At 43.2% G+C, this 21,614-nt stretch carries 22 protein-coding genes and 1 pseudogene; 14 read left to right on the forward strand and 9 right to left on the reverse strand.

Going from position 1 to position 21,614, the window contains the following annotated elements:
* Position 1 precedes the first annotated feature (1 nt).
* From pta to CTT31_RS10545, 6 genes are all read left to right on the forward strand, one after another.
* Positions 2-2,149, forward strand: coding sequence for a phosphate acetyltransferase (gene pta, locus CTT31_RS10520; RefSeq protein ID WP_211860019.1), 2,148 nt, complete (start codon positions 2-4; stop codon positions 2,147-2,149).
* A gap of 157 nt (positions 2,150-2,306) precedes the next feature.
* Positions 2,307-2,687: an ACT domain-containing protein gene (locus CTT31_RS10525; protein ID WP_010605048.1), complete on the forward strand. Its 381-nt coding sequence runs from the start codon at positions 2,307-2,309 to the stop codon at positions 2,685-2,687.
* The gene (locus CTT31_RS10530) at positions 2,684-3,196 is read left to right on the forward strand and encodes a PTS glucose transporter subunit IIA (RefSeq protein ID WP_211857796.1); all 513 of its coding nucleotides are present in this window, start codon (positions 2,684-2,686) and stop codon (positions 3,194-3,196) included. Before CTT31_RS10525 ends, CTT31_RS10530 begins: the two co-directional genes overlap by 4 nt.
* On the forward strand, positions 3,193-3,540 hold the full coding sequence (locus CTT31_RS10535; RefSeq protein WP_039497426.1) for an ArsC family reductase: 348 nt from the start codon (positions 3,193-3,195) through the stop codon (positions 3,538-3,540). Before CTT31_RS10530 ends, CTT31_RS10535 begins: the two co-directional genes overlap by 4 nt.
* Positions 3,540-4,667 (forward strand): succinyl-diaminopimelate desuccinylase, encoded by a 1,128-nt coding sequence (gene dapE / locus CTT31_RS10540; protein ID WP_260491226.1) that lies wholly within the window; start codon positions 3,540-3,542, stop codon positions 4,665-4,667. The genes CTT31_RS10535 and dapE overlap by 1 nt, the downstream gene beginning before the upstream one ends.
* The gene (locus tag CTT31_RS10545) at positions 4,660-5,352 is read left to right on the forward strand and encodes a M15 family metallopeptidase (protein WP_211860021.1); all 693 of its coding nucleotides are present in this window, start codon (positions 4,660-4,662) and stop codon (positions 5,350-5,352) included. Before dapE ends, CTT31_RS10545 begins: the two co-directional genes overlap by 8 nt.
* Before the next feature lie 42 nt (positions 5,353-5,394).
* Here CTT31_RS10545 and CTT31_RS10550 read toward each other — a convergent pair whose 3' ends face one another.
* On the reverse strand, positions 5,395-6,282 hold the full coding sequence (locus tag CTT31_RS10550) for an NAD(P)-dependent oxidoreductase (protein ID WP_039497421.1): 888 nt from the start codon (positions 6,280-6,282) through the stop codon (positions 5,395-5,397).
* 128 nt (positions 6,283-6,410) lie between these two features.
* Here CTT31_RS10550 and CTT31_RS10555 point away from each other — a divergent pair, with 128 nt between their 5' ends.
* Positions 6,411-6,926 (forward strand): glutathione peroxidase, encoded by a 516-nt coding sequence (locus CTT31_RS10555; protein WP_010373899.1) that lies wholly within the window; start codon positions 6,411-6,413, stop codon positions 6,924-6,926.
* Positions 6,892-7,872: a 2-hydroxyacid dehydrogenase gene (locus CTT31_RS10560; RefSeq protein WP_039497418.1), complete on the forward strand. Its 981-nt coding sequence runs from the start codon at positions 6,892-6,894 to the stop codon at positions 7,870-7,872. Before CTT31_RS10555 ends, CTT31_RS10560 begins: the two co-directional genes overlap by 35 nt.
* A gap of 78 nt (positions 7,873-7,950) precedes the next feature.
* On the opposite strand, the gene CTT31_RS10565 is transcribed toward CTT31_RS10560, so the two are convergent.
* Together CTT31_RS10565 and CTT31_RS10570 are read right to left on the reverse strand one after the other, a co-directional pair.
* A complete protein-coding gene (locus CTT31_RS10565) occupies positions 7,951-8,538 on the reverse strand; it encodes an MlaC/ttg2D family ABC transporter substrate-binding protein (protein ID WP_039497416.1) in 588 nt (195 codons plus the stop codon).
* Positions 8,539-8,860: 322 nt separating this feature from the next.
* Positions 8,861-9,841 carry a zinc-binding dehydrogenase gene (locus tag CTT31_RS10570; RefSeq protein ID WP_226898914.1) on the reverse strand — a complete coding sequence of 327 codons (981 nt, stop codon included), beginning with the start codon at positions 9,839-9,841 and terminating at the stop codon, positions 8,861-8,863.
* A gap of 155 nt (positions 9,842-9,996) precedes the next feature.
* Between CTT31_RS10570 and CTT31_RS10575 the strand changes: the two genes are divergently transcribed.
* Positions 9,997-10,968 carry a LysR substrate-binding domain-containing protein gene (locus CTT31_RS10575; protein ID WP_130126144.1) on the forward strand — a complete coding sequence of 324 codons (972 nt, stop codon included), beginning with the start codon at positions 9,997-9,999 and terminating at the stop codon, positions 10,966-10,968.
* A 61-nt stretch (positions 10,969-11,029) separates the two neighbouring features.
* Here CTT31_RS10575 and CTT31_RS10580 read toward each other — a convergent pair whose 3' ends face one another.
* Together CTT31_RS10580 and CTT31_RS10585 are read right to left on the reverse strand one after the other, a co-directional pair.
* Positions 11,030-12,532 (reverse strand): putative bifunctional diguanylate cyclase/phosphodiesterase, encoded by a 1,503-nt coding sequence (locus CTT31_RS10580; RefSeq protein ID WP_239359244.1) that lies wholly within the window; start codon positions 12,530-12,532, stop codon positions 11,030-11,032.
* A 252-nt stretch (positions 12,533-12,784) separates the two neighbouring features.
* The gene (locus tag CTT31_RS10585) at positions 12,785-13,027 is read right to left on the reverse strand and encodes a YdcH family protein (RefSeq protein ID WP_039497408.1); all 243 of its coding nucleotides are present in this window, start codon (positions 13,025-13,027) and stop codon (positions 12,785-12,787) included.
* A gap of 386 nt (positions 13,028-13,413) precedes the next feature.
* On the opposite strand from CTT31_RS10585, the gene purM reads away from it, so the two are divergent.
* Genes purM through CTT31_RS10600 form a run of 3 tightly spaced genes read left to right on the forward strand, consistent with a single transcriptional unit; the run spans position 13,414 to position 15,825 of the window.
* Positions 13,414-14,466, forward strand: a complete 1,053-nt coding sequence (purM, locus tag CTT31_RS10590) for a phosphoribosylformylglycinamidine cyclo-ligase (protein ID WP_039497406.1) — start codon at positions 13,414-13,416, stop codon at positions 14,464-14,466.
* A complete protein-coding gene (gene purN, locus CTT31_RS10595) occupies positions 14,466-15,116 on the forward strand; it encodes a phosphoribosylglycinamide formyltransferase (RefSeq protein WP_010605061.1) in 651 nt (216 codons plus the stop codon). The genes purM and purN overlap by 1 nt, the downstream gene beginning before the upstream one ends.
* A gap of 13 nt (positions 15,117-15,129) precedes the next feature.
* Complete coding sequence (locus tag CTT31_RS10600; RefSeq protein WP_019647394.1) at positions 15,130-15,825, forward strand: DUF3108 domain-containing protein; 696 nt, start codon at positions 15,130-15,132, stop codon at positions 15,823-15,825.
* A gap of 64 nt (positions 15,826-15,889) precedes the next feature.
* On the opposite strand, the gene CTT31_RS10605 is transcribed toward CTT31_RS10600, so the two are convergent.
* From CTT31_RS10605 to CTT31_RS10625, 4 genes and pseudogenes are all read right to left on the reverse strand, one after another.
* On the reverse strand, positions 15,890-16,654 hold the full coding sequence (locus tag CTT31_RS10605) for a class II glutamine amidotransferase (protein ID WP_010605063.1): 765 nt from the start codon (positions 16,652-16,654) through the stop codon (positions 15,890-15,892).
* A 331-nt stretch (positions 16,655-16,985) separates the two neighbouring features.
* A pseudogene (locus CTT31_RS10615) lies at positions 16,986-17,467 on the reverse strand (YbaK/EbsC family protein).
* 202 nt (positions 17,468-17,669) lie between these two features.
* Complete coding sequence (locus CTT31_RS10620; RefSeq protein ID WP_211857801.1) at positions 17,670-17,954, reverse strand: hypothetical protein; 285 nt, start codon at positions 17,952-17,954, stop codon at positions 17,670-17,672.
* Positions 17,955-18,073: 119 nt separating this feature from the next.
* Complete coding sequence (locus tag CTT31_RS10625; RefSeq protein WP_211857803.1) at positions 18,074-18,961, reverse strand: LysR family transcriptional regulator; 888 nt, start codon at positions 18,959-18,961, stop codon at positions 18,074-18,076.
* 147 nt (positions 18,962-19,108) lie between these two features.
* On the opposite strand from CTT31_RS10625, the gene CTT31_RS10630 reads away from it, so the two are divergent.
* Together CTT31_RS10630 and CTT31_RS10635 are read left to right on the forward strand one after the other, a co-directional pair.
* A complete protein-coding gene (locus tag CTT31_RS10630) occupies positions 19,109-19,825 on the forward strand; it encodes a haloacid dehalogenase type II (RefSeq protein WP_260491227.1) in 717 nt (238 codons plus the stop codon).
* A 134-nt stretch (positions 19,826-19,959) separates the two neighbouring features.
* Positions 19,960-21,603, forward strand: a complete 1,644-nt coding sequence (locus CTT31_RS10635; protein ID WP_260491228.1) for a sensor histidine kinase — start codon at positions 19,960-19,962, stop codon at positions 21,601-21,603.
* Positions 21,604-21,614 lie beyond the last annotated feature (11 nt).

Below are 21,614 nucleotides of genomic sequence, written 5' to 3' on the forward strand. Positions count from 1 at the left end.
GATGGGTCGTCGTATTATGCTTATTCCTATTTCAACGGGCGTTGGTTTGACGTCGGTGTCTGTAGGAATAGTCCGAGCACTGGAACAAAAAGCGGTAAAAGTAAACTTCTTCAAGCCAATCGCACAACCTCGTAAAGATGAAGTCGGCCCTGAGAAGTCAACACTCATCGTTCAGCAAGGTTCAACCATTGCCCCACCCACGCCCTTTGAGCTGAGCTACGCTGAGCAGATGATAGGTGATGGTAAAGGCGATGATTTGTTGGAAGAAATTGTGGAGCGCTTTGAAGGCACAGTACAAGACGATGAAGTTGCCATCATTGAAGGAATGGTACCCACCCGTCGTCAACCTTACGCTGGCCGTGTAAACCGCGAGATTGCGCAAACATTAGGTGCAGATATCGTGTTTGTCTTAACGCCGGGTAATGACTCTATCGACGAGCTTGAAGACCGCTTAGAGATTGCCGCTGGTAATTATGGCGGTGTAAACCACCCTCGCGTATTGGGTTGTATTTTCAATAAAGTGAATGCACCGCTGGATGAAGATGGCAGAGCGCGCGCCGATCTGGTTGATCAATACAAACCAGAAGAGCTTGAAAATGAAATGAATCGTTTAGCATCGCTACCTATTTTCAGAAAACACCCATTTCAACTTTTAGGTGCCATACCATGGGACTTTGACTTAGTAGCGCCGCGAGTTATCGACTTAAGCAATTATTTAAAAGCCGAAATCATCAATGCGGGTGATATGGAGCACCGTCGTCTGCGCCGTGTTACTTTCTGTGCAAGAACAGTATCGAACATTCTTAACCACTTTACGCCAGGTGCCCTGTTGGTTACTCCAGGCGATCGTTCAGATATCCTAGTTGCTGCGTGTTTATCGGCCATGAATGGCACCAAGATTGGCGCTATCTTGTTAACTGGTGGATTCAAACCAGAAGAGAAGATCATGACCTTATGTGAGCAAGCGATGGATACAGGTCTACCTATCCTTGCTACTGAGGCTGATACTTGGCGCACTTCTTTGCTATTACACAATTTCAATATGGAAGTACCCAGCGATGACGAGCAGCGCATCGAGCGCGTAAAGCAGCACAACGCCCGTCACATCGATAGCGAGTGGCTGGAAAGTTTGGCCAAAGGGGTCGCAAAAACTCGCAAACTCTCTCCTCCTGCGTTTCGTTATCTGCTAACTGATTTAGCTAGACGTGCAAGCAAAACCATTGTGCTGCCTGAAGGTAATGAGCCGAGAACGATTAAGGCAGCTGCTATCTGTGGTGCGCGAAATATCGCTAAAACCGTACTACTTGGAGACAGAGAAGAGATTGAACGTATCGCCCAGCAACAAGGTGTTGAGCTTAATGAAAACGTGACTATCTTATCTCCTGAAGAAGAGCTGCAAAAGTACATTGCGCCTATGGTTGAGCTACGTAAAAACAAAGGCCTAACCGCGGTCGTTGCAGCAGAGCAACTGCAAGATAACGTCGTGCTCGGCACCATGATGTTAGCCGAAGGCCAAGTTGATGGCTTAGTATCTGGTGCAGTAAATACCACCGCCAATACTATTCGCCCACCACTACAGTTAATCAAAACGGCACCAGGCGCGTCGTTGGTAAGTTCAGTATTTTTCATGCTGCTACCGGACCAAGTGCTAGTATACGGCGACTGTGCAATTAACCCTGATCCAACGGCAGAGCAGTTAGCCGATATTGCAATTCAATCTGCAGATTCCGCTGCAGCATTCGGCATTGAGCCTCGCGTTGCCATGATCAGTTACAGCACAGGAACATCTGGACAAGGTGCAGATGTAGAAAAAGTGCGTGAAGCCACAGAGATCGCACAAAAGAAACGCCCTGATCTCGATATTGACGGGCCGCTGCAATACGATGCTGCCATTATGGAAAATGTCGCACGTAAAAAAGCGCCAAACAGCAAAGTCGCTGGTAAAGCAACGGTATTTGTCTTCCCAGATTTAAATACAGGTAACACCACATACAAGGCGGTGCAGCGAAGTGCTGAACTTGTTAGCATCGGACCTATGTTACAAGGTATGCGTAAGCCGGTTAACGACCTAAGCCGCGGGGCTTTGGTTGATGACATCGTGTACACCATTGCCTTGACTGCTATTCAGGCAACACAAATCGAAGAATAATCTTTATACCAAGGGCTCAATGCATGAGCCCTTTTCGTTTTCATCTCACTAATCCTTTCTTTTGCCTAGAATTCGGGCGAACGCTCTGGTCTTTAAATTGACTTCGCTATACTATGAATTATACCAATTGGTATTTTTCCAAAAACAAGGGTTGGTAATGTCAAAGCAAACGCTGCAATTGCTCAAACAAGAATTTACGATACATAGCTTGGATTGCGATGACGCTGTTCCACAAGCTGTGTTAAACAGTGAAATCTTTTTTATTGCCAAAACTGAGGATGAACTCTCTATCGTTTGCGCGTCAGATATCGCAGTCAGTAGCCTCGCGGCTGAAAGTCATTGGAGAGCATTGGAAGTCGTTGGCCCGCTGGGGTTTTCGCTGACGGGTATTATGGCTAATATTTCTGGTGTGCTAGCAAAGTCCAACGTCTCTATTTTTACCTTATCAACATACGATACCGATTATATTCTGGTAAAAGAAAGCCAAATCCAGCAAGCGATGCAAGCGCTCAAAAAAGATGGATATTTATTACTTTGATTGAACTCTCACCACCAATCCAATATCGGCCAATCTCCCAAATCGCAAACCCGATTGCGCACATTCCAAGTCCTTTTTCTGGCAAAGTCTTACCGCTAAGTACATATACAAACGCGGCGATTGCGTCTGGTATGTTAGGGATTGGCGTGTGCGTACAAATGCGCGTGCCTTTGTTGCTATCTCCTTGTAACGGAAAACTAATCCAGATCAGAAAAAATAACTGCGAATACATTTTACACGCCAATAACGGCTTAAAAATGTTACTTAGCTTAGAAATCGGCAATGAGTTTGCCAAACCCGAATATCTCAAAGCAAACAGCTTTGGCAAAACCACGATAAAGCTTGGAGAGCCGCTATGCTTTTTTGATATTCCACTCAGTGAAGCAAAAACCATGGCCGCCATTGTGCTACTCAATGCACAAAAGCTTGGTGCGTGTTATTATCCTTTAAAACAAGTATCTGCGGCCAAAGAGCCGATAATCACAATTGCAAGGGCGTGTGCTTTATGACAATCACCATGTATGGGATCAGCAACTGCGATACCATTAAAAAAGCCAAAAAATATCTTCAAGACAACAATATCGAATTCACTTTTCACGACTATCGCAAAGATGGATTAGACGAAGCTCTACTCACTGCTTTTATTGACCAACTTGGCTGGGAAAACGTGTTAAACAAACGCGGAACCACATACCGAGCGCTTAGCGAAGAACAAAAACAAAATCTCGATGCGCAGTCAGCGAAACAACACCTTTTGGCGGCACCAGCCATGATAAAACGCCCTATTTTGCAGTACCAAGGTCAATATCACTTGGGTTTTAAAGCTGCACAGTATGATGAGATTTTTGCCTAATGAGCGAAGTAGTTAAGCTCGCTCAAGCTCTGATCCAAAGGGCTTCTGTTACACCTGATGATGCTGGTTGCCAACAATTAATGAATGAACGTTTGGCAAAGCTTGGCTTTACCATCGAAGAACACTTCTTTGTTGATACGCTCAACACGTGGGCACGAAAAGGCGACAGCGGACCACATTTTTGCTTTGCTGGACACACAGATGTAGTACCGATTGGTGACGAGAGTCAATGGCAGCACCCGCCATTTGCCGCTGTGATTGAAAATGACATATTACATGGCCGCGGAGCTGCTGACATGAAAGGCTCACTTGCAGCTATGATCGTGGCAACGGAGAGGTTTATCAAAAAACACCCTAATCACAAAGGGTCATTGTCTTTTCTGATAACCTCTGATGAGGAAGGCCCTTTCGTGAATGGCACTACTCGAGTTGTAGATTTATTAGAAGCCCGAAACGAAAAAATTGATATGTGCTTGGTTGGTGAACCTTCATCACGCCATGAGCTTGGCGACGTCGTAAAAAATGGTCGTCGCGGTTCACTCACCGGACACCTAAAAGTGATTGGAAAACAAGGTCACGTAGCTTACCCTCATCTCGCTAAAAACCCCATTCACTTGTCTGCAGCGGCGATTGCTGAACTCAGTCAGACCGAGTGGGATCAAGGGAATGCATTTTTCCCCGCGACAAGCTTCCAAGTTTCCAATATTAATGGCGGAACTGGGGCTGGCAATGTGATACCGGGCTCTTTGCAAGTACAGTTTAACTTTCGCTTTAGCACCGAAGTTACAGCCGGTGAGCTCAAACAACGTGTTATTGCAATTTTAGACAAGCATCAACTTGATTATGAGCTGAATTGGATACTGAATGGCTTACCGTTTTTAACAGAGCCGGGTCCATTGCTCGATGTGACGATTGCAGCCATCAAAGAAGTAACGGGAAGACAAACCACACCGGAAACTTCAGGTGGCACATCAGATGGCCGATTTATTGCCCAAACGGGATGTAAAGTAATTGAACTTGGCCCAATTAATGCCACTATCCATCAAGTCGATGAATGCGTGAGTTGCAAAGACCTAGATCAATTAGCCTTAGTCTATGAAAAGATCTTGGAGAAGCTACTTGCCTAGCCGCTATATGCTTACCAGCGCTGAATGCAGCGCTTGTGGCGTCAACGAATCACATCTAGCTTTTTACCATGGTCGCCATGTGCATAGCACGATAGTTTCCGATCTCAGCGCCCTCTCACAAGCTGCAAAAAAGGCAGGTTTTGAATTCTACATGGCGTCCGCATATCGAGGATTTGAAAGGCAAAAAGCGATTTGGAATAGCAAGTTTGCAATGCGCCGTCCTGTTTTTGATATCACTAACCGAGAGATAGAACTGAGTAATCTCTCAGACATCGACAAAGTAAAAGCAATTATGCTGTTCTCCGCCCTACCTGGTGCTAGTCGCCACCATTTGGGCACTGATCTGGATGTGTTTGCCAAAAACCTCGTACCGACAGGACAATCACTTCAACTAGAACCATGGGAATACCAGCAAAATGGGCATCAGCACGAATTTTCGCTGTGGCTTGATGCGCATTTAGCAACTTTTGGTTTCTACCGGCCTTATGATTGCTATCGAGGGGGAGTTGCTGCGGAGCCTTGGCATATTAGCCACCAGCTAACGGCATCAAAGCTTGCCACGCTGCAGTCCGTTGATGCAATTGATGCCGTGCTGAAACGCAGCGATATCAAAGGTAAAGACGCAATATTGGCGAATCTCAGCGCACTACATCAGCAATTTATCACCAATGTAGCGCAGCCATAACGACTGATCCGAGCTTAAGTTACTTAGACTAGAAACGAAAGGTTATTTGTTTTTGTCGTGGATAGCATCAAGTCTTGCCAGTAGACTTGAGGTATCAAAACGGTTGCCGCCAAGCGCTTGAACATCTGCATAATATTGGTCCACTAAAGCTGTAAGCGCCAAATTTGCGCCGTTACTTCTTGACTCGTCTAGAGCAATGCCTAAATCTTTTCTCATCCAATCGACTGCAAAACCAAAGTCATATTCGCCCGCTAACATGGTTTTATAACGATTCTCCATTTGCCAAGAACCAGCGGCACCCTTAGCAATCGTTTCAATTACCTTTTCACCATCAAGACCCGCTTTTTTAGCAAAGTGTAAGCCTTCTGCAAGTCCCTGCACCACACCCGCGATACAAATCTGATTAACCATTTTACAAAGCTGCCCTGCACCCACTTCTCCAATTAATTGGCTAAAACGAGCAAACGCGGCCATGATTGGCTGCGCTTTAACAAACGTACTTTCGTCTCCTCCAACCATCACCGTCAACACGCCATTTTCTGCGCCAGCCTGACCACCAGATACCGGGGCATCTAAGAATTCAACTTGTAATTTCTTGGCTTCTTGCGCTATTTCACGGGCAACTTTTGCAGATGTTGTAGTATGGTCAACTATCACAGCTCCCGGCTTTACTCCCGCTAATACACCACTTTCGCCATATACGACTGAGCGTAAATCGTCATCATTGCCAACACACATAAATACAAAATCACAGTCAGTCGCTGCGTCTTTAGGTGTAACTGCAAAGTTGCCAGCATACTCAGCTGCCCATTTTTCGGCTTTGCTGGTGGTACGATTGTATACTGTGACTTGGTAACCCGCTTTTTGCAAATGCCCAGCCATTGGATACCCCATGACACCTAATCCTATAAATGCGACTTTCACTGACATATTTCTGTCCTATTTCGTTGTTATCTTAATAAGAATGGAGTTTTTATACCCGAGCACCTCTGTCATAGCAAATGAAAAAACCGCTTTGATACCGAATAACATGAATAAATCACACGGAGCCTGAAAGGATGGAGAATATTTATCGTTTTAGTGCACAACTTATTGATGGCCAAGTTTTGCCATTACAGTCTCTGGCGGGAAGACCGCTATTGATCGTTAACATTGCGAGCAAATGTAGCTTTGCTCCGCAACTGTCTGCACTTGAAAAGCTATACAGCAAATACAAACCTTTTGGATTTGAGGTACTGGCCTTTCCTTGTAACCAGTTCGGTCGCAATGAACCACTTGAAGATGAAATGCTTAAAGAGTTTTACAATACACATTTCAATTTAAGCTTTAAGATCTGTACTAAAACACAAGTCAACGGACCTGATGCACACCCATTATTTAGCTATTTAAAATCTCATACCCGTGGTATCGCGCAAAACCGCGCAATTAAATGGAATTTTACCAAGTTTCTAATAAACTCTGAAGGCATGCTAGTATCTCGATATGCCCCAAGAACAAAACCAGAAACGCTTAAGTCAGTGATAGAGAGCCACATTAATCATGAGAATCGCCCTATTCAGTTCGCAAAACTATGAAGTGCCGTTTTTTGAGCAAGCCGTAAATTCCTACTCTGAACTTGAAATAAGTTTTATTAGTGAGTCACTCAATGAAAAAACGGTTTCGCTGTGCCAGCACTATGACGCGGTTTGTGTATTTGTAAACGATACTGTAAATGCGCAAGTGATTGATAAACTGGCTGACTATGGCGTTAAAACCATCGCCCTACGCTGCGCAGGTTTCAATAACGTTGATATTCAACAGGCAAAACAGCGTGACATAAAGGTTGTCCGTGTTCCAGCCTACAGCCCAGAAGCGGTTGCAGAACACTGTATCGCGTTGATGCTAACGCTCAGCCGCAAGACACATAAGGCCTACAATCGAGTTCGGGAAGATAATTTTGATCTCAACGGCTTACTCGGTTTTAATATTTATAATAAAACGGTTGGTATCATCGGCTGTGGCAAAATTGGCCAAGCCTTAGTCAGTATCTTAAACGGCTTTGGTGCCAATGTGCTGGTTTATGACCCAAACATTGGAGAAGGCCCCTATACTTTGGTCTCTCTAGATATCTTACTAGCACAATCGGATATTATTAGCTTGCACTGTCCGCTTAATGAATATACTCATCATATTATTGATGATGCTGCGTTTGCCAAAATGAAAGCGGGTGTGATGCTTATTAATACCAGTAGAGGCGCGCTGTTAGATAGCAAAGCCTGTATCGCCGCGCTCAAGTCTAAACGCCTCGGTTACCTCGGCTTAGACGTGTATGAGCAAGAGTCAGAGCTATTTTTTAAAAATCACAGTGAAGAAATAATTCAAGACGATGTTTTCTCGCGTTTAGTTAGCTTCCCCAATGTACTAGTTACAGGACATCAAGGCTTCTTTACCAAAGAAGCACTAAAACAAATTGCAACAATAACCTGTGAAAACCTCGACGCAGCAAGACTGGAAAAGCCGTTGATAAACCAAGTAGTCTGATTTCAGAACCAAAAAAAAGAGCATATCAATCATGATGTGCTCTTTTGGTTACTTCAAAGTCGGGGGAAGTAATTTGATTTATGCTTTACTCTTCAATTCAGCCGTAACCTGAGCTAAACCTACTTCTGAAATTCTCATCGTGATCTCTTTTTGCTTAGCACTCAATAAAGAAATACCTTCAGCAACCATGTCATACACTTTCCAGTCTCCATCTTTGCTTTGACGAAACTTAAAATGCATATCTATATCTGGTTTTGATTGCTCTCTTATTACCACCTTAACCGTCGCAAAATCAGCACCATCAGAAACCGGTAACTCTTCAAACAATACGTCTTGGCCTTTGTACTGTAAAAGTGCATTAGCGTAGGTAGATACAAGATAATTATCAACCGCACTAATAAACTCGATGGCTTCGTCTCTTTTTAACCCTTTAATATGTTTACCAAGCAATTTAAAAGATACAAACTTCACATCGATGTGTGGCATCAAGCGACTACGTACTATGCCCTTCATCTGAGTTTCAGTTGCCTTGCCATCTTGATTAACCGTTTTTATATCAGCAAATAGCTTATCGCCAACTTGGTTAATTAATTCATAAGGTGTGTCATTCGCAAACGCGACACCTGAGAAGATGAGAAAACTGAAAATAACAAGTAACTTTTTCATTGTTTAATCCTTATTAAACTGATGACACTAGTCTATCCAATTTGACGAGTGCAAATAAACATATCAATTCGCACCAAATTGATGCCCCTCCGACATCAATTAACGCATTGTAAAATTTCGCCTTACGATGACAATGACTCTTTATGAAGTCGTAAAGGAAAGGCGTATTCCCTTCATGGCGAGGCCTGCAGGGAAGTATACGGTGTTCAAACGATGAAAAATGTCAGAAATTGTATCAATTTATTTGGAAGCTGAGCCTAGCGAATGAAGCCAAACTCAGTATTGTTGCGTGAAGAGGATAAATTATCGTTGCAGATGGGGACTATAGTTTCATATCTGCCGCAAAAAATGTGATGTTATCGTTGCTTTCTAGCTTTTTCAGCGTTTCAATTATCGCATCATGCTGCGGTGAAATTGATTCAAGTTGCTGCAAAGTAATTTCATTTTTTTCAAGCTTTTCTGCAAGAGCGTTTCCAATAAATGCCATTCTTTGCTGCGCACAAACGCTATTAGAGAGCCAACTACCACATAAAGAAACAATTCCTATGTTCGGCGCTTTCTTCATTAATATATGCTGTTCAATGGCTGGCAACCCAGCTAGGCAGCTTACTCGGCCACAAAATGTCAAATGAGAAATCAATTGTTGGGTATGTGTACCTGTTAAATCTAGTGCGCCTTGCACCTCTGTTGCACCAAAATGAAGCTGTAGGGCATCGGCTAGGCCGGTGAAGTCAGGCTGGGTATACACGAGATCCGCACCAAGCTTTTCAAGCAGCTTTTTATGTTTGAGCTCGGAACGTGCCGCTACCCCAAGCCCCAGCTGTTTCGCAAATTGTATTGCCATTTGACCAACAGGGTGATGAGCCGACTCGATTAAGACCGTATCCCCTGCATTTAATTGCAGCTTGAATAGCCCTATTAATGCACACATTGCCGGTGCAATTGAAGCGGCAGCCAACTTTCCATCAACATTTTTTGGCAATACAGTAAGCGCGTGACTTGGCACCAAAGCAAATTCGCTCATCGTGCCTTGCTCTCGAATGTCACCGTGCCAAAAAACCCGCGTACCCGGTTCAGGAAACCCCGTTTTACATGCTTTTTCCACGACCCCCACGGCATCCACACCAAACACTCTGTTTGGTGTCTCATCACAGGGGCAATTAGCCACTTTGGTATCGATAAAGCTTAAACCAACGTATTCAACTTTGACCAAGACTTGATCATCGGTTGCCTCAGGTAAGTTAATTTCTCCCTGCTCGAAGGTAAGTCCATTTGTGTGATTGAATCGGACTGCTTTCATCATATGCCTTTGCGTTATGTTAAAAATAAAGTAGTGAGACTAAATTCATTAAACCATTGTTAGCATTTTGCCACAACTTTATTAGTGTAAATATGCCCCTCGCAATTCCAATTGTTTAGTGTCACAATGGCATCAGTCTTAGTGAACTTTCTCGCATTATGGATATTAGCAGCAGATTATTAATCTTTTTAGACGTTGTGGAACGTGGTTCCTTTGCCAGTGCCGCACAACTGAGAAATATCGATCGCTCTGTCATTTCTAAGCAGATGACCAAGCTGGAAGAAGAACTCGGTGTAAGATTAATGAATCGTACAACTCGTTCCTTCTCGCTCACCTCTGCAGGTTCCGAGATGGTAAAAAAAGCAGAAGAGCTAAGGCTGCTACTAAACGATACTCAGCGTATCGCACAGAATTATCACACCGAGCCTAAAGGATTGCTTAAAATCGCCAGCTCTACTGTGGTAGGTCGACGCTATGTACAACCTGTTATCAATGACTTTCAAAAACGTTTTCCTCATGTTGAAGTTGAGCTTAGGCTTGAAGATAGGCTCGTGGACTTAGTGGGTGAAGGTTTTGATTTAGCTTTTCGTGTCGGCGAGCCGAAAGATTCATCGCTTATCGCCCGCAGAATTGCGCGCAATCGATTGCTCATATTAGCAAGCCCAACGTTCTTAAAAACCCATGGCACGCCAAACTCGCTCGAGGAGCTCAGCGAATTACCTGCAGCAACCTACGCCAGTGATGCATTAAGGTTTACCAGTATCACCTATCAAGACGAGCAAGGTATCGAACAACAAATGCCAGTGAAGAGTATCTTCAGAACCAACGACGGAGATACATTAATGGAAAGTGTCCTATCCGGTACTTGTTATATTGTTGCACCAGCCTTTTTAGTCGGCAAAGAAATTACTGAAGGCAAATTACAACCGATTTTAACTAATACAAAACTGGTCGATTTTGCTGCGATGTATGCGCTCTACCCCCACCGCGACTTGCCTGTTAGAACAAGACTCTTTTTAGATGCATTCCGGGCATATATTGGTGAAGAGACCCCAATATGGGAAACTGAAATCCCAGGGTTTGAACAAATGTACGGCTTTGTCCCACCTAAACCCATGCTAACTTTCTAATCGACTGCAATTTATTCGTATATCTGGGTATCAAGCTTTTTGCAGAGGGAGGGTATTGACCTCAACCGTCTAACCTTTTCATCGCCCCTCTCACCATGTTCTGGGAATTAATCCACTTTACGCATTCGCTTAGCGAGAGTGGTTCACATATCTGAAAGCCCTGAATATAAGGACAGTCTAAGCTATATAAATACTGCAAGCAGGCATCGCTTTCAACACCCTCAGCAACAATACTGCAATTCAATTTACGCGCTAAAAACATACTGGTTTCTACTATGGCTTGATCTTTTTCACTTTCATGACTTAGCCTTACAAACGAACCATCTATTTTAATCTGCGAAATTGGTAACTCTTTTAGAATAGAAAATGAAGAAAAACCAGTCCCAAAATCATCAATACTCACTGCAAATCCCATGTCTATTAATGTTTCAATTAAGCTTCTCGCTTTTTCCACTTCTTCCATTACGGTGCTTTCTGTAAGCTCAAATACTATATGAGTTGGGTCTACTCGATGAGTATCCAGTAGCATGGCAAGGGTATTAATTAGATTCTGTTCAGCAAAATCTTGGCAGGAAAGATTGATATGCACAACCAACTTGTCATCTATTTCAATCAATATTGCGAGGTCTTGGAATACACGGTTAATCACAAACGCACTCAATTGCCTGATCAAATTATTGCGCTCCGCTAACTCAATAAACTGATCTGGCATTATCATTGTGCCGTCGGACTGAGGCCACCTTAATAGCGCTTCTACTCCATGAATATCACCGCTTTGAGAACACACTATCGGTTGATAATAGAGCGTCAGTTCACCTCGGGCGAGCGCAACTTTGAGGTTAGCCAACAGTTGGAATTCAGCCTCAATTCCTTCATGGAGCTCTTCATCGAAGATGACGATGCTTTGACGGCTATGTTTGGCCGAATACATGGCAATATCGGCTTGCTTCAAAAGGTCAAACACATCAAGTTGGCGCGATTTAGTCCATAAGCTTGCTCCTGCACTATACGTCACGTCCAGCTGCAACTCTTCAATTTCTATACCTGACTTTAATTCGCTCAGCAGTGCATTATTTTGCGAGTAAATACAATTTACGTCAGTCACGTCCATCAGAATGATAAATTCATCGCCGCCCATGCGATATAACTTGCTACGAGGAAGCAATGCTGCGCGCATTTTGTGGGCAAGTTCCACCAGTAATTTATCACCAAAGAAGTGCCCTTTTGCATCATTGATCTGTTTGAAATTATTCAAATCAACCAAGATAACACTAAAGTCGAGCTGCTGATGTTTACGTTCATTAATGGCATCAATGCAGCGCTGACGATTCTCCAAATCCGTTAAAAAATCATGTTCAGCGTTATATTTGGCCTGCGTTGCAATTTCATTTAATTCTTGCAGGCTAGTTAGACTTAGACAATTCACCACAAAAACAAAAATGGAGCCAAGAAACAGGATTAAACTTAAGCCTTGCTCAATAAAACTAGCGCTATTGTGATCGTACAGGAAGTAGGCAAAGCTCAAGTATCCGAGTTCAAACAGAGCCATAAGAATTAACAACACTCGCCACCCGACCGAAGAGGTTAATCGACATATCTTAAAGGCCGGAGAAAAAGCTAATCCCATGATAAAGCTGCCAGCTAATACTAATATAAGTGCAATCAAAGGAATCGTCGTGGATGGAATACAATGGTTAGAGTATAGATTATAAATCTGCCCTTGCTCGGGACAGGCTAAATTATTCAACAATTGGTGGAGAATATAGCAGCGGACTTGGCAGCCCGCTCACATCGGCCGGTTGGCCTTGATTAACAGTTAATCTGCACTTTTTAGAATTCGGTAAAGTTGATCTTTTAACCACAGCCTCTTTTTCTTCAGTGATTCAAGATACTCATCACTTGAGTGCTCTACACCGTCTTCAATTCGAATAACTTCATTGTCTACTTCATGGTAATCTTTAAATAACTTTGAGAAATGTCCATCAGACAGTTTCAAGTCGTGAATTTTATCTTTAAATTCTGGGAGTTCTTTAGCTAGGCTGTGGCGTTCAATATTCATCGTTTTATTCCCATAATTAGCTAGGTAATCTGAGTTTAGGTTCAAACCTCAGGTTAAGGCTGAAAATGCATTTGAGTTTTGGGTAGACCCAATCAATGCGCCGTTAGTGACAGTGATTTCGAATACATTTTTTGAAGTTACTGTCTGATTGGGTCTGTATTCATAGTACGCTGCTACCTTCCTTGAATATTGATCTAACGCAAATCACATTCAGTTATAAACAATCAAAGTTTTTGTCGTTTCTTTATACTGTTCGAGATACAAAATCGAGGACCTTTGACCACATTCTTAGGGTTTCTCGCAAAGTCGCTAGCCGCCTAGATGCAATTGTTGTAAAATGTCGGCGTTTCTAAGCAAATCTATCTAGCAACTTTTGAGGAAAACCTGTGAGCGAACAAAAACAGTCTCTTAGTTATAAAGACGCTGGCGTTGACATCGATGCGGGCAACGCATTGGTCGAAAGAATTAAAGGCGTAGTGAAAAAAACTCGTCGCCCAGAAGTAATGGGTGGCATTGGTGGTTTTGGTGCACTATGCGAACTTCCAACTGGATATAAAGAGCCTGTTTTGGTTGCTGGCACTGACGGTGTTGGTACTAAGCTACGCTTAGCTATCGATTTGAAAAAGCACGACACAGTAGGTATTGACCTAGTTGCTATGTGTGTTAACGATCTTATTGTCCAAGGCGCTGAACCCCTATTTTTCTTGGACTACTATGCTACAGGCAAGTTAGACGTTGATGTTGCGGCGGACGTAGTATCTGGTATTGGTAAAGGCTGTGAACTATCTGGTTGTGCGCTTATCGGTGGTGAAACGGCTGAAATGCCAGGCATGTACGAAGGCGATGACTACGATATGGCTGGCTTTTGTACTGGCGTGGTAGAAAAGTCTAAAATCATAGATGGAACTAAAGTTGCGGCTGGCGATCAGCTGATTGCGTTGGGTTCAAGCGGTCCGCACTCAAACGGCTACTCTCTAATCCGTAAAGTACTAGAAGTATCTGGCGCAGATACTAACGCAGAGTTCGAAGGCAAAACTCTAGGCGAGCACCTGCTAGAGCCAACGCGTATCTACGTGAAGCAAATCTTAGCGCTATTAAAAGAAGTTGATGTTCACGCACTTTCTCACATCACTGGCGGTGGCTTCTGGGAAAACATCCCTCGCGTGCTACCTGAATCTGCAAAAGCGGTGATCAAAGGTGATAGTTGGCAATGGCCTGCAATCTTCAACTGGTTACAAGAGAACGGTAACATTGCAACTCACGAGATGTACCGCACATTCAACTGTGGTGTTGGCATGATCTTAGTTGTTCCTGCTGACAAGCTTGAGCAAAGCCTTGACATCCTGAAAGCACAAGGCGAGAACGCTTGGCATATTGGTGAAATTCAAGACGCTCAGGCTGGTGAAGAGCAAGTTGAGATCTTAGGTGGTGCCGAGTAATGGCACCCACTCGCCTTGTTGTTCTGATTTCTGGTAGTGGTTCAAATTTGCAAGCAATCATTGATGCTTGCAAAGCTGGCTATATTCAAGGTGAAATTGCTGCCGTTATTAGTAATAAAGCGGACGCATACGGCCTAACCAGAGCGCAAGAGGCTGGTATAGCAACATCTGTTTTAGACCATAAGCAATATGCTTCTCGTGAAGAGTATGACGTTGCGCTTGGTCAACTAATTGATAGCTTTACACCAGATTTGGTTGTATTAGCTGGATTTATGCGTATTCTAACTCCAAACTTGGTGCAAAAATTTAGAGGAAAAATGTTGAACATTCATCCTTCTTTGTTGCCTAAGTATCAAGGGCTGAACACCCACCAAAGAGCAATCGATGCAAACGATGCAGAACATGGTGCTAGCGTTCACTTTGTCACAGAGGAGTTAGATGGTGGTCCTGTGGTCTGTCAGGCCAAGGTCGCTGTTCTTCCAGATGATACGGCAGAGTCACTGGCGCAACGTGTGCATAAGCAAGAACACATTCTTTATCCTTTGGTGGTCAAATGGTTCAGCGAACAAAGACTAACAATGGAAGCAGACTATGCTGTTTTTGATAACAAAACCTTACCAGTTCAAGGTGCGCCGTACCCAGAAAAATAAAAAATGGAGCGCTGTGCTAATTGGTATTAGCGCTCTACTTTCCACTTCAACATTCGCAAACTCACTCACTGAATATCACGCCGAATACCAAGTTTCACGCAAGGGTAAGGTTCATGGTAGTGCCACGCGAGACCTCACAAAAATAGCGGATGCAACATACGCTGTACGTTACAAAAGCGATATCGAATGGATGATTTTTTCAGACGTAAGAACTGAAGAATCATTGTTTAAAGTCGCTGAACATACCGTCAGCCCACTACATTACAGTATGACTCGTGAAGGGACTGGCCCAGATAAAAGCTACAAAATTAAGTTTGATCACCAAAACCAAGCAATCACCTCCAGTGAAGAAAAGTATCCACTGAAAGTGAAATGGCTTGAGAATCAGCAAGATTTAATTAGTTATCAGGTACAGCTGCGAGAGGATTTAAAAGCGGGAAAGACCAAGTTTAGCTATCCTATCATAGACAAAAAAGGCGACCAGCGAAGCTATGATTTTGAGGTGGCCGGCGAGGAAATGATCACTCTGCCTTTTGGCAACGTCAAAACCATCAAAGTTAAACGCGTTTATGATGATAGCGATCGTCAGGCCATTGCTTGGTTTGCACCAAGTTATGATCATATGCTGGTGAAAATGTACAAAGGTAAAGATGGTATGGAGCAATTTCAGATAGAGCTTAAAACCTACCAACCCAAATCAGAGAGTTGATAGCAACATCGTTAATTCATCAAGGCGGTTCAACTAAGCCGCCTTTGCTTACAAAAACTCAGAACTACACCTTCTCACCTAATTTGAATAAAGCAAACTCACCGGGCTCAAGCTTCTGCCACTGTTCATCGTTGGTCAGCGGTCGCGTTGCAATAACAGTGACAACATCATCTGGTGTGGTTTCTTTTTGAAAATCCACCACCATATCCGCATCAATTAAGGTAGCCTTTCCAAATGGGGCTCTACGGGTTATCCAATGTAGGTTATTAGTGCAATACGCCAACACATAAATACCATCGGTTATCAACATGTTGAATACCCCTTTGTCTCTCAATGTGTGCGCTAGCTTTGCGATATACCTGAAAACTGAGACCATGTTTGACGGGCGGCTTGGGTATTTTTCTCTTACTTTGTCCAAAATCCAGCAAAAGGCAAGTTCACTGTCTGTATTCCCAACAGGTCGATAGAAGTCAGTTTTTAAATCTTTATAGTCCGAAAGCTGGCCATTGTGAGCATAAGTGATCTCCCGACCCCATAATTCTCGAGTAAATGGGTGGGTATTTTCAAGACAAGTCCGCCCCCTATTTCCCTGTCGAATATGACTTATTACAGACACGCTTTTAATCGGATATGCTTTGACTAGTTTAGCAATTTCAGACTGACAGCTAGGCTCTGGATCTTTAAAGGTTCGACATCCTTTCCCCTCGTAAAAGGTGATACCCCAGCCATCTTTGTGAGGACCTGTATTACCACCGCGCTCCAACAAACCAGAAAAGCTAAAACAAATATCCGTCGGTACGTTCGCCGACATCCCCAAAAGCTCACACATAAATCACTTAAACCCTAAATATCATAAAGTTATGATTAAAATACAAATCACAAATATCAAAAGGTCACACGTTTGGTCACACTTATGACTAGTAGCTCGATTATCGTAGATAGTCATACTACTGAATTATTGGCGGTAAGTTTATCATGTATCTCTGTGTCTTTACCTTTTAAATTCAACTACCTTGAGAGCGGTATTAATACGATTATTTTGAATGACTGTCGGGCTGTTCTCATCTAGAAAGCACTTTATTGGTTGAGAACCTTAATGACCACCCCAAGTTGACTCATAGATGGATCACATAGGCATAAGGTCGATTACGAACTGACGGTTACTTCGCAATATCTAACCAAGTGCCACCCGTAAGCGTATCTAGATCATGCGCTTTTAACTCAAAAACCGAGTTGGGCGTGCCTGCAGCAGCCCAAATACGATCGTATTGCTTTAAATCTTTATCAATTATCGTCAACACGGAGTCAGTGTGCGCCACAGGAGGCACACAGCCAATGGCAAACCCGGTTTTTCCCGCACAAAGTTTGCGTTCGCTTTTTCGAGCTTTACATTAATTGCAGCTTCCACTTTTTTCACGGACACTTGGTTACTACCTGAAGCAATAATCAAGACTGCTTTTTCTGTATTACTATCTTTAAATATCAGAGACTTGGCGATTTGAGACTCAGTGCAACCAATCGCATTTGCAGCATCTTTCGCCGTACGAGTAGAGTCTGCAAGCTCTGTAACTGTGAAATTGCGCCCATGACTGGCTAGAAACTCTTGAACACGTATTGATGAGGGTTTTAACGGCTGTGACATTCAATAGCTCTTCAATGCTGCGATAGCTAAAACCAATCTAACAGCGACTGAGCAAATTTTAAACATCCAGTATGTTTTATCCTATTTGTGTTATGAAGTAACCCTATCGCGGGATAGCATTGAAAAATATCCGAGTATCCCATTAATTGGAACTCGGATCATGGCTGTATATAAACACTCAAGATATTAAGTTCAGTAAAGTCTATATTGTTACCACATGCCATTGGTACGCAAGGCTAGCGCCAGCCAATGAGCATGCTAATAAAAAGTTCTTTACCTCTTTTGAGCTAAGTGAACGAGACTCCCGAGAAAAATGCTTAGCATGTAATCTCATACCGAGTGGTTGCAATTCTTTTTCATGTTTTGGCAAGGCTATCAATCCAGCAAGTAGCATGACTAAACAAAGCATATAACTACCTTGCACGATAAAGAATAGAGTAAGTGAAAATGCGGTGACAGAAAAAATCCAAGAAATGAATTTGAACATAGCAGCTCCGTTTGCTATCAGTGTTACCAGTTCGATTTTACAATCATCAAGCTGGCTAGTTTCTAATTTTAATACGGAGTTTAGAGTTATTAGTTTAAAAGCACAAGCAGACTAAAGTATTAGCCCTTATTTTCGAACAATGCCTTCATAAATTCATAGAATGCCTCTGCCTTGCGTGTCTTCAGCGAGTGCTGAGGCCTGACAAACCAAATAGGTGCGTCTCCACTTTCGAGACAACCAGGAATTATAGGCACTAACTCACCTCTTTTTAGGTTATCTCTGATGGCGATGTGAGATTTAACTGCAATGCCATGCCCAGCCAAGGCGGCAGAAGTCATGTTGTCTGAGTTTGAAATCGTAAAGCGGGTGTTTGCGTTAAAGTGTACAGTTCTACCGTTTGGTTCTTTTAACTTAAATTCTCGTTGCCAAGGTAAGCATACAAAAAAGTGATTTTGTAATTCGCTGATATTTTCAGGCATGCCATAGCGGTCAATATAGCTCGGCGCTGCACATAATATCCGGTGGTTATCGCATAGTTTTCTTGCCAACAACCCAGAATCAGCCAATTGTCCAACGCGTATCGCTGCATCTTGAGCACCTTCAACTATGTTTACAAACTGGTCGTTGATCAGGAAATCAAGTGCTAACTGCGGGTGCGCTTGCTCAAATTGACTTAGGTTTGGCATCACAAATTGTGAAAACACCCAAGGCGGCATAGTGACACGAAGTAACCCGCTCACCGCTGAGCCCCTTGCACCTATTTCGTGCTCAGCATCGTATAGCGCCTCTAATATATGCTCCACCCTCTCTCTAAAAGTACTTCCGGCTGGGGACAATGTTAGCGTACGACTATCTCTAAACAGCAAAGTTGTGCCTAAATGTTGCTCTAACTTATTAAGACGATGACTAACTGTCGCGGGTGAGAGTCTCAATTGCTTCGCAGCATTAACCACTCCTTGATGTTTAATAATAGCTAAGAATGTTTCGAGTTCAGCGATTGAATACATGTTGATTTAATTTTTTCGAATCTTACTTTCGAATATGCGCGCTTTGTTTAAATTTATCAAATAAATATACTGCTTCTCATCGCAACTAAATTGGAATTATCAATGAAACGCATCTTAATTAGTCTATACGTTATGTTAGGAGGTCTAATGCCGAATATTAGCCAAGCCAACTCAAAGGTTGAACGCCCGGAAGTTATTTTCTTCGATGTCAATGAAACCTTGCTTGATTTAGAGTCAATGAATAAACCGGTTAGCCAAGTTTTGGGTGGCGATGAGTCCCTATTACCTCTATGGTTTTCCACTATGCTACATCACTCGTTAGTGACTACGGTAAGTGGTGATTATCAAGATTTTGGCAAGATAGGCGTTGCCGCGCTACAAATGGTTGCAAAAAACAAAGGCCTGACGATAACTGACGCACAAGCTAAACAAGCAATTGTGCCCGCTCTGCTCTCTTTGCCCCCACATAAAGACGTCATTCCGGCACTAAAACGGCTCAAGCAAGCAGGCTTTAAACTCGTGAGTTTAACCAATTCATCGAATGCGGGGGTCAAAGCGCAATTTGAAAGTGCTGGTCTAATTACCTATTTTGACCAACGCTTGAGTATTGAAGACATTAAAGTGTATAAGCCCGACCGTAGAGCCTATGAATGGGCGTTACAGCAATTAAATATTCGTCCAGATCAAGCGCTAATGGTAGCGGCTCACGGCTGGGATGTTGCCGGCGCTAAAGCCGCGGGCATGCAAACAGCATTTATTGCAAGACCACAAAAGCAACTCTATCCTCTAGCAAAGACACCAAATTATGTGTTACCTGACTTAACAAGTTTGGCTGACGAGCTCACCTCTTCTGGAAACGAGTAACATTGGAAATGTATCAGCTGGATTGGAAATGTATCAGCTGGCACCTTGATACCAGCTGATAAAAATGCTCAGCATGCTTTATCTACATAATAAATGTACTAGATTTAAGGAGGTGAATCGAAGGAATAGCCTCCATGAATATAAATAAAAACACCCACTTTGTGATCTGGATAATTATAGGTGTTAGCTTAACTATCCACGGCGCATCCCTTTTACTGAGCAATACGCTTCTTAATAATGTAACTTGGCCGTTGATAGAAGCGCATGCAGTAGTTGAAACCTTCGGCTCCGCTGTCGCCCTTTTCATTGCGTTAGCGTTGTTATTTTTTGAAAAGTACAACACCGGGACAAGTTTTAATATCGAAATCGCCACGGCGCTGCTGGTAATGGGGATCTTAGATGGATTCCATGCCGCCGTAAATGTTGGCCAAACCTTCGTTTGGCTTCACAGTATCGCGACTTTCTTTGGTGGTCTCACTTTTATCACCCTGCTTGCTCACAACCGATTTACTTGGTTTAAAAATCGCTATTGGCTGATCAGCGCATGCACAGCCGCTATCATCATCGGCACCATGAGCCTAGCTTACCCTACGGATTTACCACACATGGTTGAGCAAGGTCACTTTACTGGTACAGCGATGGCACTCAACGTCATTGGCGGTACTATGTTTTTTGTCGCCGCAGTTAAAATTCTCCTTGTATATCGCGACTCTCATAATGTGAGCGATTTGCTCTTTTGCTTACATTGTTTCCTATTTGGCGCAGCCGCTATTATGTTCGAGCAATCCAAGTTGTGGGATACCGCTTGGTGGGGCTGGCATATTTTAAGGTTAATGGCCTATATCGTCGCTTTAGGGTTTTTACTAGTTGAAGGAATGCAAATCTTACAAGAGTTAAAACAACATAAAGAGCAGTTAGAAGAGTTAGTGAGTGAGCGCACTCGCTCACTAGTCGAGACCAATCAAAAGCTAGAAGAAACCGTCGCCTATCTCAACCGTACTCATACGCAATTACTTGAACGAGAGAAAATGGCATCGCTTGGCGATTTGGTTGCGGGTGTTGCACACGAAATCAACACCCCCATCGGGATTGGCATCACTTCCACCACTTATCTACAGCAGCACTTAGACGACCTCACCATGAAGTACCAAACCAAAGTGCTCTCTACCGGAGTATTGGAGGACTTTATTTCAGATTCAACTGGCGCTTGCAAACTGCTATTAAAGAACCTCCAACGCACCGCTAATTTAATTAATAGCTTTAAACAAGTCGCTGTCGATCAATCTTGCGAGCAAGTGAGGGCCTTTAATGTTCATGATTATGTTCAAGAGATCATCGCGGCGCTCAGTCCTGAGATTAAAAAGCATGACCATAAAATCAAGTTTCATTGCGATCCCGGCCTTATCGCCACGACCTATCCCGGTGTTATTTTTCAGATCATTTCGAATTTAGTCGCAAATTCCATTGCACATGGCTTTAAAGAGTCGGAACAAGGTGAGATCACCATTGGATTCTTTAAACATGATGAACACATTGATCTTATTTATAAAGACAATGGTAAAGGCATGTCGGAGCTTGAATTAAGTAAGTTATTCGAGCCATTTTACACCACCAAAAGAGGAAGTGGCGGTATGGGACTTGGCGCTTATATTATCTATAACTTGGTGACTCAAGGGCTAGATGGAGATGTACACACCGTCAGCGAGCCCGGCAAAGGACTCGAATATAAGATAGCATTTGCTAATAAGCAGGCGACGCCATTAAAAGTCGTTTCTTAACCGGATGACTG

Source organism: Pseudoalteromonas maricaloris (genome assembly GCF_024746855.1).
Taxonomy (GTDB): Bacteria; Pseudomonadota; Gammaproteobacteria; order Enterobacterales; family Alteromonadaceae; genus Pseudoalteromonas; species Pseudoalteromonas maricaloris.

Excerpts from the sequence above, each read along its gene's own strand:
- pta (WP_211860019.1), top strand. The coding sequence starts at position 2 with ATGGGTCGTCGTATTATGCTTATTCCTATTTCAACGGGCGTTGGTTTG.
- CTT31_RS10525 (WP_010605048.1), top strand. The coding sequence starts at position 2,307 with ATGTCAAAGCAAACGCTGCAATTGCTCAAACAAGAATTTACGATACAT.
- CTT31_RS10535 (WP_039497426.1), top strand. The coding sequence starts at position 3,193 with ATGACAATCACCATGTATGGGATCAGCAACTGCGATACCATTAAAAAA.
- dapE (WP_260491226.1), top strand. The coding sequence starts at position 3,540 with ATGAGCGAAGTAGTTAAGCTCGCTCAAGCTCTGATCCAAAGGGCTTCT.
- CTT31_RS10550 (WP_039497421.1), bottom strand. The coding sequence starts at position 6,282 with ATGTCAGTGAAAGTCGCATTTATAGGATTAGGTGTCATGGGGTATCCA.
- CTT31_RS10555 (WP_010373899.1), top strand. The coding sequence starts at position 6,411 with ATGGAGAATATTTATCGTTTTAGTGCACAACTTATTGATGGCCAAGTT.
- CTT31_RS10560 (WP_039497418.1), top strand. The coding sequence starts at position 6,892 with ATGAGAATCGCCCTATTCAGTTCGCAAAACTATGAAGTGCCGTTTTTT.
- CTT31_RS10565 (WP_039497416.1), bottom strand. The coding sequence starts at position 8,538 with ATGAAAAAGTTACTTGTTATTTTCAGTTTTCTCATCTTCTCAGGTGTC.
- CTT31_RS10570 (WP_226898914.1), bottom strand. The coding sequence starts at position 9,841 with ATGATGAAAGCAGTCCGATTCAATCACACAAATGGACTTACCTTCGAG.
- CTT31_RS10575 (WP_130126144.1), top strand. The coding sequence starts at position 9,997 with ATGGATATTAGCAGCAGATTATTAATCTTTTTAGACGTTGTGGAACGT.
- CTT31_RS10585 (WP_039497408.1), bottom strand. The coding sequence starts at position 13,027 with ATGAATATTGAACGCCACAGCCTAGCTAAAGAACTCCCAGAATTTAAA.
- purN (WP_010605061.1), top strand. The coding sequence starts at position 14,466 with ATGGCACCCACTCGCCTTGTTGTTCTGATTTCTGGTAGTGGTTCAAAT.
- CTT31_RS10605 (WP_010605063.1), bottom strand. The coding sequence starts at position 16,654 with ATGTGTGAGCTTTTGGGGATGTCGGCGAACGTACCGACGGATATTTGT.
- CTT31_RS10620 (WP_211857801.1), bottom strand. The coding sequence starts at position 17,954 with ATGTTCAAATTCATTTCTTGGATTTTTTCTGTCACCGCATTTTCACTT.
- CTT31_RS10625 (WP_211857803.1), bottom strand. The coding sequence starts at position 18,961 with ATGTATTCAATCGCTGAACTCGAAACATTCTTAGCTATTATTAAACAT.
- CTT31_RS10630 (WP_260491227.1), top strand. The coding sequence starts at position 19,109 with ATGCCGAATATTAGCCAAGCCAACTCAAAGGTTGAACGCCCGGAAGTT.
- CTT31_RS10635 (WP_260491228.1), top strand. The coding sequence starts at position 19,960 with ATGAATATAAATAAAAACACCCACTTTGTGATCTGGATAATTATAGGT.